The following is a 16,623-nucleotide window of genomic DNA, read 5'->3' as shown; positions in this document are numbered from 1 at the left end:
GAAGTGAGTTCATGCAAGTGGTAGAATCGTCGACCTTATGCGAGTTGAACCCACAAGAGAAAAAGGGGAAAAGAGGAAGCAATACGGCACCTAATCGAACTGCCTGGCAGACTTTTAGCTGCAATACTCATGACTATGTGAATCATGATCTGACCTTTGAGGTTCGACTTATCGGCTTGTTAAATCCACGGCTGCTTGAAGATAGCATTAGGCATCTAATGAATAAGTATGCTGGATTCCAAGACAGTATAAACCAGCCAATTGGCATTCATAACGTGCAGCTCGAAGAGTTGGAAATTGCGAATTATGATCCAAACACATGGGAACTGTTGCTTAGGCTGGAAGCTGAGCAGTGCGATCCAATTGGACAACATCTGCGTCATCCGTGCTTGATTAAAGTAACAGAACAAGAACACAGACTTCTCTGGAACGTGCAAGCTGCTGCATACAGACCAATCGTATATCGCTTGATTCAGGAATTGGTCCATATTTATTCCACACTTGAGGTAGATACTTCATCCTACATATACCAATCATCGACAACAGACTTCACTCCTCTTCCGTTAGAGGAAGAGCTCTCGCTTCTGCAAGACATAGACACCTTCGAAATGCTTGAATTATTCACCAATCATCAGCTAAATAAGGAATCGAGTGCTTCTAGTGCAGGATCACGACGGACAGCGTGTACAGTAAATCCGCCGATCAACACAAAGCTCGAATCATTGGCTTTGGCGCACAACCTCCATATATCAGACCTTGTAGCAGCAGCAGTGTTGACTATACTTTACCGGTACAGCGGACAGGATCGCTTCCATGTGGCCATGTCGGACGGGAGAGTAGGAACCTCTTATCTCGAAACAAGCATACAAGAGTCGGAAACGCTTGCCGATATGGCACTCCGAATAAATCATGACTTAGATATAGCCATACGTCGGCAGAAAGATCCACGGCTGTTGAGACAGATTGCACAATTGCCGGCAGGAACGCCTTGTCATCAAGTGCGCATTTCCAAGAATAACTTTCCGGACGCAAGCTTGCACACTGCAAATTTACGGTGGGAATTGTATGAAACGATAGACGGCTTATTGGGATATGAATTGGACGTCAAGTTAGACACTCGCGATAACGCGCTTGAAGTCCATTTTGTACACGGGGCGGGAAAGCGGGAACTGGAAATTGCCCAAGGCATGACCGCACATATACTAGATTTGCTGCATCGTTATACACTTGATCCTCACATTCCAATATGGCAATTGACAGAATCCATCCCGCCTCTACGACTTCGGGTAGCCATTTCATCAACGTTTACATCCGGTTTAGTTGCCGATTCCTTATCATTCTGGCTGGAGCGCCTTAGGGTGCCATATGAACTCTGTTTCGCTCCTTACAATCAAGTGTTTCAGCAATTACTCGATCCACGTAGTTTACTTGCTGCTAATCATGAAGGAATAAATTTAATTTTATTGCGTTTGGAAGATGTATTTCAGCTGCAGGACAGTAGCCAAAGTGAAGCAGATCAAGCTTGTGCGCTTGTCGATGAATGGTTCCAGACGCTTGAGGCTTATCGACGTATGAATATGGCCCCAACCCAGATTTTGATCCTGCCGTCTTCGGACCGAATACAGGCGGATGAGCACCAGCTTGAATGGTACGAAAATCTGACATCTCTGATGATACATAATGCAGGCCGTGTAACTAACGTAACGGTAACCTCACATCATGATATTTCCCGCCTATATCCAACGTTGACGACAACCGATGCATATGCTGATGAATTGGGGCATGTTCCTTATACTTCAGAATACTTCGCGGTGATAGGTACATGGGCTGTACGACACATTTACCCTCTTCTGAAGCTGCCATATCGCATGGTAATCGTAGAGTGTGATGATGTAATCTGGTCTGGCTCAAGCAGTGAAGGTGAACAAATTGAAGTTGGACAGCACCATAGCTTACTCCAGCAATATTTCGTGAATGTGCAGCAGCGGGGAACCCCGATTTGCCTCTGTGGCGCGAATGCAGAGATCGATATGATTCGGGCCTTTCGCGATCAGCCTTCTATGCCGCTGCGGCTGCGCCACATAACATCTTGGCGCTTTGGAAGCCAGCATATCTCGGCAGCAGTGCAAGAAATGGCGAACGATCAGGGGGTCAGGCTGGAAGAAATCTTGTATATAGGAGCCAATCCAGCTTTTTGTGAAGAGGTGCGCGTAAGCTGTTCAGGCATTACAGTGGTGCGCACTTCTACAGATCCTGATGATATGGTGTCTTTCTTAAAAGACACTTGGGCATTGGATGAGCATCATTTTGAAGGATGGAATCAAAAACGAGAGGAGTTACTGGTATGAGATGTGAAGAGATTCTGAGTGCAGTGACCGGTGTGCCTGAAGCGCAATTGAACGACGATTCAGGACGAGACAACGTAATGGAGTGGGATAGCCTCGCACATATTAATCTGATTACAGCGCTTGAAGAGACATACGAGGTGTCCTTCACGATCGAAGAAATTCAACAGATGAAGACGATTGGCGATGTGAAAGCCATGCTCAAGCAGAAGGGTGTAGAGACCCTTGCGGGTAACGTGTAAAGGAGGGATAGTGTGAGCTTATTTCAACTTCGCATGCAGTGGCAAAAAATAAAAAAGTCAGGTAAGCCTGCAAATGTAAAGATTGCATACTTGTCTACGTTCACGATCAACCCGCTCGAACCGTATCTGGGCATTACATTGGAGCAAAGCGGGCTCATCTCTGAAGGATTGATTAGTCCATACAATCAAGTAGTGCAGGAATGCTTGAATGATAACAGTATTACGGCACGCTTTCAACCGGATATCATGGTGGTATGGCCGAGTCTGGAGGATCTGTGGGCAGGCCAGCAGCTACCGATGGCGGATAATCTCGGTTCGTATGTGAAAGAAGCCATTGATATGGCGGATGCTGCGCTCGAAGCCTCTAGGAGATGGCAATCTACACTTGTTTATATCTTGCCTGCCGTGTCGGAACGTCGTCCTCTTGGTGTCGGGGATGCCAATAATGTTGAGGGGGTGTTTGCGGCAGCAACAGCGGTTCGTGAGGAGCTGCGGCGCAAACTTGCTCGCAAACTTGGCGTTCTGCTTGTAGACGCGGAAGAGGTAATTCGTCACTTCGGATATGAGAAATCCTACAATGAACAGTTGTATTTCTTAGCCCGCATCCCATATACGGAGGAAGTGTTCCATGCGATTGCCAGAAACACTGCGCAATTGATTACGTTAAGCAAGTCTTCGCCTCGCAAATTGATCGCCGTAGATGCGGATAATACGCTTTGGGGTGGCGTTGTCGGGGAGGATGGCGTCGAGGGAATTGATTTGGCAGACAACGGGAAAGGTGAAGCGTTCAAAACCTTTCAGTCTTACCTGCTGGAGTTGCGTCGTGCGGGTATGTTGATCGCTGTATGCTCCAAGAACGCGCACGAGGACGTTATAGAAGTGTTTGAAAAACGTCGGGAGATGAGACTGAAAAAGGAACATATCGCGGCTTGGCGAGTTGGCTGGCAGCCTAAATCAGAGAGTTTGCGCCAGATCGCTGTAGAGCTGGGACTCGGACTGAACAGCATTGTCTTTATCGATGATAATCCAGTAGAAATCGCAGAGGTGCAGGCTTCGATTCCAGAGGTTTCCTGCATTCAGATGCCGGCCGATCCATCTGCGGCCATCCGTGTATTGCAGCAAGCAGGTACGTTGGATCGTCTTCCGCCGACATTAGAGGATTTAGGACGTGCTGCTTACTATGAGCAGGAATCAAAGCGGCGGGAAGCTGCGAGTCATGCCATTGGACCGGAACAATACAGAGCAGGGCTCGAAATTCATGCCCGGCTGTTTACACCGGAAGCCACTGACATGGCACGATTCACTCAGTTAGTGAATAAGACCAATCAATTTAATATCAATTGCCGGAGAAGAAACGAATCAGAGCTGATGGAGGTTTGTAAAGATTCGGCTTATGTTCCTCTGTTATGCGAATGCAAGGATCGCTTTGGCGATTACGGAGTCGTAGGAGCGTTGATTGTAAAGTTGGAAGGTGATACGGCAGAGTTGGATACCTTTGTCCTTAGCTGCCGCGTACTAGGAAGGGGAATTGAAGAAGCAATGGTTGCAGCGACGTTCAGGCTGCTGGCTGAACGTGGGGTATTGCGCTTGCTGGCGCAAGTGGAGCAGCATCCACGAAATGAGCCGGCTAGACAGTTTTTTGCCTCAATTGGCTGTATTGCGGTCGGTGAAAAATGCGAGGTTGCGAGTGTGGAATGGCCTGCCTATATTACTCGAGAAGACGAAGTGGTTGTGTCATGATGGCACAAGTTACGCGTTCCGTTATCCGCTTTACAATGGAGGATCTGGATGAGTTTGCTCGTGCCAGCCATGACTGGAGCCCATTACATGCCGATGCATCATATGCATACCGGACGCCTTATGGGGCACGAATTGTGTATGGAGCACTGGAGCAGCTCTTCTGTTTATCTTCTCTCCCTGATCGAGAGGGATATACGTTGTCTAGTGTTACGGCCGAATTTGTACATCCGTTGTTTGTCGAGGTAGATTACATCATCGAGACCGTAAGCGAGTCTATGGAGGAGAGTCATTTCCGAATTTATGACGGCGAGCGAATAGCCGCAAAGGGAAAAGCATTCTTCCGGCCTGGCGCTCCTAGCGAACCGAACCGGATGGAGGCACAGCCGAAAGTTCGTAAAGAACCGATAGAGCTAAGTGGAAGCGACCTGTATAAGGGACGCCAGGTGAACGGAGAATACTGGCCGCTCCAGCCTTCCTTGGACATATGGATGGAAAGATTGAAGCTGCGTGACAAAGGTGTAGGCGCAGCACAGGCAGCAGCACTCATGTGGCAGACGTATCTTGCCGGAATGGTACTTCCGGGGAGGCATTCATTATGCAACAAGTTGACGATGCATTTTCGGGAGCAGGCAGTAATTGGCGATGCCGCGATTAATTATGATGCTGAAGTCATTGGTTATGACGATCGATTCAGCAAAATGCGGGCGCGTGCGACTCTCAAATCGCAAGATACATTAGTTGCAGAATCGGAGCTTCACGTCTTCTTGCGGGAACCAGTTGCTGAGGTGACAGTAGATCGGATAGAAGAGTTGCTGCCGAGATCGCGGGCACTAGTGGGGAAGGTAGCGATCGTAATGGGAGCAAGCCGCGGCTTCGGAGCAGCAATGTCGCTCGGTTTAGCGATGCAGGGCGCTACTGTACTCGCCATATATCATCGTAGCGAAGAGTCTATGAGGCGGCTGGCGGAGATGGTACCTGCCGGATGTGGAAGCATACGACCATATCAAGGAGATGCCGGTGATGCTGCATGGTGTTTGGAACTACAGAAGTGTTGGGATGATGAGTTTGGAAAGCCTGATATCTTGGTAATTAACGCCGGACTCCCGATGTTACCGATGACAACAGAGGTACAGCAACTGGAACGCATGCAGCAATACGTAGCGAGCAGCTTCCGATTGACCAGCGTGCCATTAACTGTATGGCTAAAGTCGGTTGCTGCGAAGCAAGGTTGGAGTGTTGTGCTGTCGGCTGAGAGCGTTACGGATGTTCCGCCTGATTATCCGCATTATGTTGCAGCCAAAAGCGCTATAGAAGGGCTGGCGAAAACCGTCGCCAAGCGGCACAAGGGAAAGCTCTTGATTGTACGACCTCCGCGAATGCGGACTGACCTCAGCAATATGCCGTTGGCTCGACACGAATCGATTATGCCTGAGCATGTTGCGGTGGAGGTAATTAAGCGTATCGGAAACACATCGGCTAAGGATGGCTATGAGATTCTGGAAGGCTCTTTCCGACATCAATAGGGGGGATTGGCATGCAGTTGTTAGATTTTCTAAGCCGCATGGAATTGCGTGTAGACTTTCGCCCGGCAACGGAGAAAGAGTTCGATAAGGTTGTATACCTCACGAATTGGACGGCAGACTTCCATCTGACGGCACATGGTCTGGATCGTGCAGCGTTGGAGGATTTGATCGATCGGCAGTCCCATGAATGCTGGGTCATCGAAGCCAGTGATCGCTTCGGCGAATATGGCGTGGCTGGAGTCATGTTGTTTGTGCAGAACGGAGACGTGCTGGACGTTCACTCTTATATTATTAGCTGCAAAATACTAGGGAAAAATATTGAGATTATTGTTTTGCAGAAATTAGCTGGCCTAGCAGAACGGCTAGGCTGCAAGAATATACATTTGCATTATCGCAAGACCCCTCGCAATGCGGTGTCCGCAGACTTTGTGAAACGTGTCGCTGCAAATTGGATTGTACCGGAAGAGGGAGGATTTGGTGCAATCCTGCCTGTGCAGGAGCTCATTACGTCGCTTGCAGCAGAAGGGGAGGAGACGTCAAGAGCAATTGGGCCTAGACGTTCTATCGACTTGAGGAAGGCGTTCACCGTAGGTCGGATGGAACCGAATCTGACAGAACTATGGAGTGATATTCGAAATAAACTCCGCACCAGCACACAAATTATGGAGGGGATACGCTGGAGCAAGCAGCAAACATCCGTTGATCAATATTCCGTCTACGCAGCACCACGAACGCCTAATGAAGAAACACTTGTATCGATATGGGAAGATGTTTTGCTGACGAAGCCGATCGGTATTACGGATCACTTTCTGACGCTGGGTGGCAATTCATTACTTGCTACCCAGATCATGTCCCGCATTCGCGAGTCATTTGGAGTAGAGTTGCCGATTCGAGCCATTTTTGAATATCCGACAATCGAAACGCTGGTCGAATGCATATCCGCATCGAAAATTGCCGATGAAGGATTTGAAGCGGGGTATAAATTTGTCATATACGATAAAAGCGGTGTTTTTCCGCTCTCCTTTGCACAACAGCGATTGTGGTTCTTGGATCAATTGGAGCCAGGCAGCCCTTATTACAATATGACATTGTCCATTCGCCTATCGGGTTCGCTCGTTATTGATGCACTGCAGCAAAGTATTCAGTCCATAGTTTCCCGCCATGATATATTGCGTACTACCTTTCACTTCATAGATGGGCAGGCTGTCACCCGAATAGCGCCGACTGGTTCGTTTCCAATAAAGATGCAGAAGTTGACAGGCAGCAAAGCACAGAAGCAGAAGCAATTGCAGTCAATTATCTATACAGAATCGCGGCGGCCATTTGATCTGAACAAGGGTCCGCTCTTTCGGGCAATTCTGCTTCAACAAGCGGTAGATGAGCATTTGCTGCTGCTATCGATGCATCATATTGTATCAGATGGCTGGTCTTTAGGTGTTCTGCAGCATGAGTTGCAGCAGTTTTATATGTCATACATAACGAATGAACCTCCGAATTTGGGCGAGCTTCCAGTGCAGTATGCCGATTTCGTTCATTGGCAGCGTGCATGGCTGCAAGGAGCACGGATAGATGCCCAGTTGGAGTATTGGCGCAACAAGCTTTCAGACATCCCGCCGCTGCTGCTGCTGCCGACAGATCGTCCTCGCCCTGCGGTGCAAACTTTTAATGGCGCAACGGATCGCCGGATAGTACCGGTTCAGTTGGCTGGGGAAATCAATGCGCTGTGCAAGCGCGAAAGAGTCACGTTATATATGGTGCTATTGACGGCATTCCAAGCGCTGCTTCATCGGTACACGGGGCAAGAAACCATTGTCGTCGGCTCGCCTGTGGCGAATCGGCAGCGTACGGAGATTGAAGGATTGATAGGATTCTTCGTCAATACGCTTGCTCTGCGGGCCGACTTTGCGGATAACATTTCTTTCCGAGATCTATTGCAGCAGATAAAGCTGACTACACTAGAAGCATATTCAAATCAGGATTTGCCATTCGAGCAACTGGTTGAAGCTTTGAACCCAGAACGATCTCTAGCAGCGACACCTATTTTCCAAGCTACCTTCGCACTACATAATTTACCTGCGACTACTCGCGAAGTGGAAAATGTTTGCATGGAGTTCCATGAATTATCTAACGGTACGAGCAAGTTTGATTTAAGCATGGCCGTAGAGGAAAGTGAGCGCGGTCTTTATGTAGCCATCGACTACAATACTGATCTGTTTAATCCGGATACGATCGCTCGGATGCAGGATCATTACCAGACTCTGCTGCAATCGGCAGTTCAGGATTGCTCCCAATGCATTGACAACTTATTACTGCTTTCGAGCAGCGAGCGGGAGCAGCTTGTCATTGAATGGAATGACACGAATGTGCCGCATCCTGCCGCAAAATTTGTTCATGAACTCGTAGCCGAGCGGGCTGAGATGATGCCAGAGCGAATAGCCGTTACGTGCGGAGCGGAACGGATTACATATAATGAACTGAACAAGCGTGCGAACTCCCTCGCTCATTACATGCTGGAAAAAGGTGCCGTTAATCAAACGGTTGTTGCTATCTATGCGGAACGATCCATTGATTTAGTAGTGGCTCAGCTTGCTGTGCTGAAGACAGGTGCAGCGTATTTGCCGATCGATCCTGCGTATCCGCGTGAACGCGTAGCCTTCATGCTGCAAGATGCTCAGGTCAGCATGCTATTGACAAAAGGGGAATTTCTGGAATATATACCGGTTAAGTTTATTCCGAGCACCATCTTATTGGATCGGGATGTTGAATACTATGAAAGGTATTGCACTGATAATCCGGATCATGCATGTACAACTGCTGATTTGGCGTATGTCATCTATACCTCCGGCTCTACCGGGCAGCCGAAAGGAGTAGAGATCGAGCATAACGCCTTACTCAATCTAGTTTTCTGGCATCAACGTGCCTATCATGTCACTCCAGACGATCGTGCTACTTTATTGGCGGGTACAGCGTTTGACGCTTCAGTATGGGAATTGTGGCCATACCTATCTATAGGAGCTTCGTTGCATGTGGTAGATGAAGATGCTCGCATGGATGCTGCCAGATTACGAGATTGGATGGTGTTAAACCGAATCACCCATTCGTTCGTGCCTACGCCTCTAGCAGAGACGTTAATCATGGAGCAATGGCCACAATCTGTGCATTTGCGTTATATGTTGACAGGTGGGGATCGCCTGCGCTTTGCACCATCTTCCGCATTGCCGTTTCAATTGATCAATCACTATGGTCCGACGGAATCGACGGTGGTTGCGACAAGCGGCATCGTACTCACAGGCGGAGAAGGACCGATTACAATCGGCCGACCAATCGATAACATACGTGCCTATTTGCTTGATTCGACCATGCAGCCTGTTCCGATTGGTGTGCGTGGCGAGCTATATATTGGCGGTCAAGGTTTGGCTCGGGGATATCGGGGGCGTCCGGATCTGACAGAGGAGCGGTTTGTTCCGAATCCATTCCGCAGCGGCGAGCTATTGTATCGGACCGGAGACCTGTGCCGTTATTTGCCGGATGGTTCTATTGAGTTCATTGGCCGCATCGACCATCAGGTGAAAATACGCGGCTATCGAATTGAGCTCAAAGAGATCGAGAGTGCGCTGTCCGGACATCCGAATATCAGAAGCTGTACGGTCGTTGTGCATGAAGACCGCGAAGGCACTCGCCGTCTTGTCGGTTATGTAGTTAGTGACTTCATGCTGGAACAACAGCAGTTGAAGGAATATTTGAAGGAAATTCTGCCTGCTTATATGGTTCCGACAGCATTCGTCCAGATGGATGAACTACCGTTGACCCCGAACGGTAAAGTGAATCATAAGGCTTTGCCTGTTCCTGATTACTCCATTTCCAGTGATAGTGAACACGACATTCCGCATTCGGAAACAGAAGCAGAGCTTCTGCACATATGGCAACAAGTATTAGGGATAGAGAGAATCGGTATTCACGATAACTTCTTCGTGCTGGGCGGAGATTCGATCCTGAGTATTCAGATCGTGTCCCGTGCGAATCGGTCTGGAATTCCGATTACGACGAAGCACATGTTCCAGTATCAGACGATTGCAGAATTGGCTGCTTCGGCGGCGATTGGATCAATGGTAGCTGCTGAGCAAGGAAAGGTAGTCGGCAATGTTCCGCTGATGCCGATTCAGCGCTGGTTATTCGAGCAAGAGCTGGAAGAACTTGATCAGTGGAATATGGCGATGCTGCTGTCATTGAAGCAGTCTACAGATTCCAAGCTGCTTGGACAAGCCTTCGGTTATTTATTGGAACACCACGACGCACTTCGCATGCGCTACTTCCAGACGGAGGAAGGATGGAAGCAAATCAATGAAGAAGAGGCGCCGACGCTTTCTGTAGAAACAGTCGATCTAAGTCGTTTACCTTCCGAGAAGCAGGAAGCCGCTATGCAGCAGCACGCAGACCAAGTACAGAGAAGCCTGCTACTGACCGCTGGGAAGTTAATGAACGCCGTGCTGTTCCGTCTTGGACACGTGGACAAGCTGCTGATTGTCGTCCACCATCTCGTTATTGATGGTGTCTCTTGGAGAATTCTGCTGGAGGATTTAGAGACCGTTTATCGGCAATTGGTGAATGGAGACAAGGCGGTGCTGCCACCAAAGACGACTTCTTTCCGCGACTGGGCAATGGCAGTGCAATCGTATGCGCGCAGTGAACAGTTGACAGGGCTAGAGAAGCATTATTGGCAATCGGTGGCCGACGTACAGCCAGAAGAGGCTGTGCTCCCTGTCACAGTTGATATGTCACATGGTGTAACCGGAAGCAATACGGTTGCGACTATTGGCCAAGTTACGGTTACCTTGGATACCGAACATACGAGGCTGATGTTGCAGCAAGTGCCGCGAGTATATCGAACGCACATTAATGATATATTGCTCGCTGCGCTGACCCGCGCCATCACAGAATGGACAGGTGGCCGCAGTCTTTATGTCGCCCTGGAAGGCCACGGTCGTGAGGATCTTATTGATGGTATAGATATTTCCCGCACTATCGGATGGTTTACATCGTTGTATCCAGTTCATCTGCAGTTGGGCACGGATCCATCTCTTGGCAGCCAATTGAAAGCAGTAAAAGAGCAGCTACGCCGCATACCAAATCGCGGCATTGGTTACGGACTGCTGCGTTACTTGTCCAATGATCCGCATATGAGCTGGACAGAGCAAGCTCATCCTGAACCGCAGATCAGCTTCAATTATTTGGGTCAGTTCGACCAACTGGTTGCAAACAGTGAGCTATTCTCACTTTCCAAGGGGAACATAGGAAATGTGCGTAGTTTGCAAGGCCGCAGACGTTATGCCATTGATGTACACGGAATGATCCGCGATGGTCAGTTGGAGATGATTTGGGAGTATAGTCGCACACTTCATGATGCGATTTCAATTGAGCGAGTAGCCCACGGCTTCATTGATGCACTTACACAATACATAGCGCATTGTATGTCTTCAGAAGCAGGAGGATATACGCCATCTGATTTCCCGGCATCCGCTCTAAGTCAACAGGAGCTTGATCGGATTGCGCGTGATTATAAAGAGTTGGAAGATGTACATCTGCTATCGCCACTGCAGCAAGGGATGCTATTCCATGCGTTGTATTCGCCGGAATCTACCGTCTATTTCGAACAGGCTGTCACCGAATTGACGGGACCGCTGAATGTAGAGGTGTTCGATCGTGCTTGGCGGTCTATTATTCAACGTCACGCGATCTTCCGCACATTTTTCCAATGGGAATGGCTGCAGGAGCCTCATCAGATTGTACTTGCGAACGTGAATATACCTATCAAGGTGATCAATCTGCTTGATCTTGCAGTAGAGGAGCAGCAGAAACAGATCTCGCAATTATTGGAACAGGATCGTCAAGAGCGATTTGATCTGTCTAATCAGCCACTTATGCGTCTAATGCTGATTTGTCTTGAAAACGATCGGACGAAGTTTGTGTGGAGCTTCCACCACATTTTACTGGATGGCTGGAGTGTATTTGCGGTATTGCATGAACTGTTCGACATCTATAAAGCACTCATGAATCACGAAACGCTTCATCAGGATATCGCTGTTCCATATCGGAATTATATTGAGTGGTGCGCCGCACGGAATTTGAATGAAGCGGAACAATACTGGCGCTCTTATTTACAAGGATTCAGCACACCGACATCACTGCTTATCGGTGGAGCAACCCGTCTTACAGAGGAAATATTTGAACAGCATTCAATATTACTTACGCAGTCAACAACGAAAGGGTTGCATCATATTTCACGCAAACAGCGCGTTACGGTCAATACACTCATGCAAGCAGCATGGGCTATATTGCTGCACCGCTATAGCGGCGAGGAGGATGTGCTGTTCGGAGCGACTGTATCAGTACGGCCGCCTGAATTGCCGCATATCGAATCGATGATTGGACTGTTCATTAATTCATTACCTGTAAGGATCCAAGTCAAGCAAGAAACGGAGCTGTCGGCATGGATTCAGAAGCTGCAGGAGCGCCAAGCGGATTGGATTCAGTACGCTCATACACCGCTGTCATTGGTCATGGATTGCAGTGAAGTACCGAATGGACAGCCGTTATTTGAAACGTTGCTCGTATTCGAAAACTATCCTGTTAATCGTTCTGACCTGACCGCCAAGACGGGATTGTCCGTTGGTGATATTTCGATACTGGAACGGACCACCTACCCATTGACGATTATCGTAGTACTTGGAGAACGACTCGAAGTGCGCGCCATATACGATCGCAGACGTTACGAACAGCAGGCTGTTGAAAGGCTGCTGGGGCATTTGCAAATGATTGTGACTGGTATCGTGCAAGCGGACGAGCAGCTGATGCTGCAAGAGCTCCCGTTGCTAACAGAAGCAGAACATGAATTGTTGTTAACCCAATTTAATGCGGGAGCACGAAAGGCAGTGCCCGCGAACACGACGATTCATCATTTAATCGAGGAGCAGGTTCAGCGTACGCCAGATGCAACGGCTCTGATCGTAGACGAAAAGCGAATCAGCTACCGCGAATTGGATCGAAGGGCGAATCAGCTTGCAAACCATTTGCGTCAGCTTGGGGTAGGCCCTGAATTTTTAGTTGGCATATGTATAGAACGGACTGCGGAAATGCTCATCGGTCTGTTGGCAATTCTGAAGGCGGGCGGCGCTTATGTACCGCTTGATCCATCATACCCGAAGGATCGGCTTGGATTTATTTTGGAAGACACAGAAGTGAAGGTGCTTCTGTCCCAATCTCAATTAGCGGATCGGCTGCCGTTACATGCGGCGCAAACGATATGGCTGGATACTGACTGGCCTGCTATTGATCTTCAGAGTGATGAGCCTATTGAGAGCGGTGTGTCAGAGCATAATCTGGCATACATCATTTATACGTCAGGTTCTACGGGGAGACCGAAAGGAGTGGCTCTGGAGCACCGCAATACGGTTACTTTCCTGAAATGGTGCCGTGAGAACTTCACAGAAGATGAGTTGGCTGGCGTATTAGCTGCTACTTCGATCAGCTTCGACTTATCCGTGTTCGAGTTGTTCCTGCCGCTTACATGCGGGGGCAAGGTCATTTTAGCCGAAAATGCACTTTATTTGCCGGAGCTGCCCGCTGCTCAAGAAGTAAGCCTGATCAACACGGTTCCATCCGCGATGGCAGAACTGATACGGATGAACGGGGTACCGCTTTCTGTTGTTACGGTCAACTTGGCAGGAGAGCAGCTGCCATTGAACTTAGCACGTCAAATATACGGGGTTGGTTCCATACAACGTCTGTACAACCTGTACGGTCCGTCTGAAGATACGACCTATTCGACATATTGGCTGGTGGAACCAGACGCGGATTACTCGCCGCCGATTGGATATCCAATCGCTGCGACGAGCTGCTACATCTTGGATACTCATTTGCGTCCCGTACCGATCGGGGTACCTGGGGAGCTGTTTATTGCCGGACAAGGTCTGGCGCGCTGTTACTTGCACCGTCCAGAACTGACCGCTGAGAAGTTCATTGATAATCCGTTCGCAGAACAAGCTGGGGAACGCATGTATCGCACGGGCGATTTGTGCCGTTACCGAAGCGATGGCGTCATTGAATATTTAGGACGCATGGATCATCAAGTGAAGGTTCGCGGCTTCCGTATCGAATTGCAAGAGGTTGAAACGGTATTGTCACTCCATGCGGCAGTAAGAGAAGCGGTCGTGATGGTGCAGGAAAGTCATGCGGGCAGTAAGCAGTTGATTGGTTATTTTGTTCCGAACGTGTCCGCAGCTGTGGCACCGACGACAGATATGCTGCGGACGCATCTCAAGGAATTTTTACCGGACTATATGATTCCGTCAGCATTTGTGTCGATGGACAGTTTCCCGCTAACACCAAGCGGCAAGGTTGATCGCAAAGCGTTACCGATGCCGGATAGAGCGGCAGAGGGCAGCGACAATTATGCAGAGCCGCGCAACGAGGTGGAGCGCGTGCTGTGCAGCATTTGGCAGCAGGTGCTTGGGGTGGATCGGGTTGGCATTCATGATGGTTTCTTTAGCTTGGGAGGAGATTCTATCCTCAGCATTCAGATCATATCCCGGGCGAGCCAAGCAGGCTTGAAGCTGACACCGAAGCAGTTGTTCCGCTATCAGACAATAGCCGAACTGGCTGAAGTAGCTCAAGTTACAGCTGTCCAAGTGGAGCAGGATCAGGGCGAAGTGACGGGAACTGTGGCGCTGACACCGATTCAGCATTGGTTCTTCGAATCCGATCTGCCTGATTGGAGTCATTGGCATCAAATTGTCCATCTGAATGTTGCCCGTCCTATGGATCAAGTGCTGTTGACGCAGGCGGTAGAGGAGCTGCTTAGATATCACGATGGTTTGCGGCTGCGGTTCGTTCAGGATGAAACTGGATGGCGGCAAGAGAACGTTGCATTTGATGGGACAGCGCCCGTGTCAGAAGTTGATTTATCACGGTATACCGAAGAAGAACAAGCGGCTGTCAAAGCAGCTTCCATTACGGAGTGGCAAGGTCGGCTGCATATAACGGACGGACCGCTTATCAGATTCATTTATTTCCGTACGGGAGAAGGCTGCTCGGATTGGCTGACGATCATTGTCCATCATCTTGTATCCGATGGAATTACACTACGGTTGCTGCTTGAAGATGTGCAGACGGTCTATGCACAGTTGGAGCGTGGACAGCAGCCACAGCTTCCACTGAAGCATACCTCTTATCAAGAATGGGCAGCACGCCTGGATGCATATGCGAACTCTGAGACGGCTGGCAAGGAACGAACTTTTTGGCTTAATCCTGCACGATGGGCCAGCTCACCGCTTCCAGTCGATCATTACCTTGGCGAGAATACGCACGCTTCTTTGCGTAAAGTAAGCATCAAGTTATCGGCCGACGAGACAAGGCTGTTGCTGCAGGAAGTGCCTTCTGCTTATCGAACGCAAGTCAATGACGTGCTGCTTACTGCACTTGTGCAGTCTTTTAAGGGCTGGACGGGACAACATTCCCTGCTCATTCATATGGAAGGGCATGGACGTGAAGATCTCTTTGAAGGTGTCAATGTAGCACGTACTGCAGGCTGGTTTACGTCGCTCTATCCTGTCTTTCTCAAACTTGAAGCAGAGGACGATCTCGGAACTGTATTGAAATCGGTCAAAGAGCAGCTCCGAGCGCTTCCGAATCGAGGCATCGGATTTGGCATATTGCGTTATTTATCAGAAGATCCTGAGATGCGGGCAGAGTCTTGGAGTCAACCTGATGCTGAGGTCATTTTTAATTACCTCGGTCAGTTTGATCAATTAGTAGCTGGTTCAGAGTTCTTTGACAAAGTAGAGCTGGAGCAAAGTATTGGCGGAAACCGGAGACATGTGCTTGATGTGTATGGCATGGTTAGCGATGGCGAACTGCAGATGGTATGGGAGTATAGCGAACATCTGCATCAGCGCACAACAATCGAGCGATTGGCTGATGAATTCATGTCGGCACTCCGTAATTTAATTGCACATTGTCTTGCACCAGAAGCGGGTGGAATAACGCCATCTGACTTCCCGTTGGCTAATGTTACTCAAATGGAATTGGATCGGCTGTACGCTGGAGACGGTGCGATCGAGGACATTTATCCGTTGTCGCCTACTCAGCAAGGCATGCTGTTTCACACGCTGCTCTCACCAGGATCGGGTATGTACTTTGAAAATATGAACGCGGTACTGGAAGGCAGTTTGGATACTCAGGCATTCCACAAGGCGTGGCAGACATTAGTGAATCGGCACAGCATCTTGCGAACGGGGTTCGTATGGAAAGACATGAACCATCCGCATCAGGTGGTGTACCAGCAGGCAACTATGCCTTATGTACAAGCCGATTGGCGCCAGTTGTCGCAAGCCGAGCAAGAACAGCGGCTGCAGCAGTACTTGGCAGATGAGAAGCAGCAGGGATTCCAATTGGATCAAGCTCCGCTCATGCGTGTGGCCTTGTTCCGTATCGGGCTGGAAGGAGCAGAACAATACCGGATGGTATGGAGCTTTCACCATTTGCTGCTCGATGGATGGAGCGTATCGCTTTTATTACGTGAGCTGTTCCAATTGTATCGCAGCTACTCACAGCAGCACGAAGAGTTGCAGCTTCCACCATCTCGACCGTATCGAGACTATATGGAATGGCTGCATGAGCAGAACCTGCAGCAGGCGGAGCTGTATTGGAAAGAGCAGTTGTCTGGCTTCCAAACTCCTACACCGCTTGTCATGGAAAAGAAACAAGCAGCAGCAAATG

General features: G+C 49.2%; 5 protein-coding genes (1 of these 5 running past the window's edge). All 5 read left to right on the top strand.

The features are described from left to right. Positions 1–11 precede the first annotated feature (11 nt). Tightly spaced (at most 12 nt apart), the 5 genes in view from NO352_RS11750 to NO352_RS11730 form a layout consistent with a single transcriptional unit that may run on beyond the window. Positions 12–2,348, top strand: coding sequence for a hypothetical protein (locus NO352_RS11750; protein WP_289355738.1), 2,337 nt, complete (start codon positions 12–14; stop codon positions 2,346–2,348). Further along, positions 2,345–2,587 carry an acyl carrier protein gene (locus NO352_RS11745; protein ID WP_268599494.1) on the top strand — a complete coding sequence of 81 codons (243 nt, stop codon included), beginning with the start codon at positions 2,345–2,347 and terminating at the stop codon, positions 2,585–2,587. The genes NO352_RS11750 and NO352_RS11745 overlap by 4 nt, the downstream gene beginning before the upstream one ends. Positions 2,588–2,599: 12 nt before the next feature. Then, on the top strand, positions 2,600–4,327 hold the full coding sequence (locus tag NO352_RS11740) for an HAD-IIIC family phosphatase (protein WP_197267980.1): 1,728 nt from the start codon (positions 2,600–2,602) through the stop codon (positions 4,325–4,327). Beyond that, positions 4,324–5,850 (top strand): SDR family NAD(P)-dependent oxidoreductase, encoded by a 1,527-nt coding sequence (locus NO352_RS11735; RefSeq protein WP_268599496.1) that lies wholly within the window; start codon positions 4,324–4,326, stop codon positions 5,848–5,850. Before NO352_RS11740 ends, NO352_RS11735 begins: the two co-directional genes overlap by 4 nt. 11 nt (positions 5,851–5,861) lie before the next feature. Beyond that, positions 5,862–16,623: the 5' portion of a non-ribosomal peptide synthase/polyketide synthase gene (locus NO352_RS11730; protein ID WP_289355737.1), read on the top strand. The gene runs 3,962 nt beyond the window's last position; the window shows 10,762 of its 14,724 coding nt (coding positions 1–10,762); it begins with the start codon at positions 5,862–5,864; its stop codon lies off the right edge, out of view.

Origin of the sequence: Paenibacillus sp. S-12, from assembly GCF_030363895.1 — a bacterium.
Taxonomy (GTDB): domain Bacteria; phylum Bacillota; class Bacilli; order Paenibacillales; family Paenibacillaceae; genus Paenibacillus_B; species Paenibacillus_B alvei.
This window is presented reverse-complemented; position numbering and strand designations above follow the sequence as displayed.

Bases quoted from the DNA above. Each gene is read 5' to 3' on its own strand.
- NO352_RS11750 (WP_289355738.1), top strand. From the start codon at position 12: ATGCAAGTGGTAGAATCGTCGACCTTATGCGAGTTGAACCCACAAGAG.
- NO352_RS11735 (WP_268599496.1), top strand. From the start codon at position 4,324: ATGATGGCACAAGTTACGCGTTCCGTTATCCGCTTTACAATGGAGGAT.
- NO352_RS11745 (WP_268599494.1), top strand. From the start codon at position 2,345: ATGAGATGTGAAGAGATTCTGAGTGCAGTGACCGGTGTGCCTGAAGCG.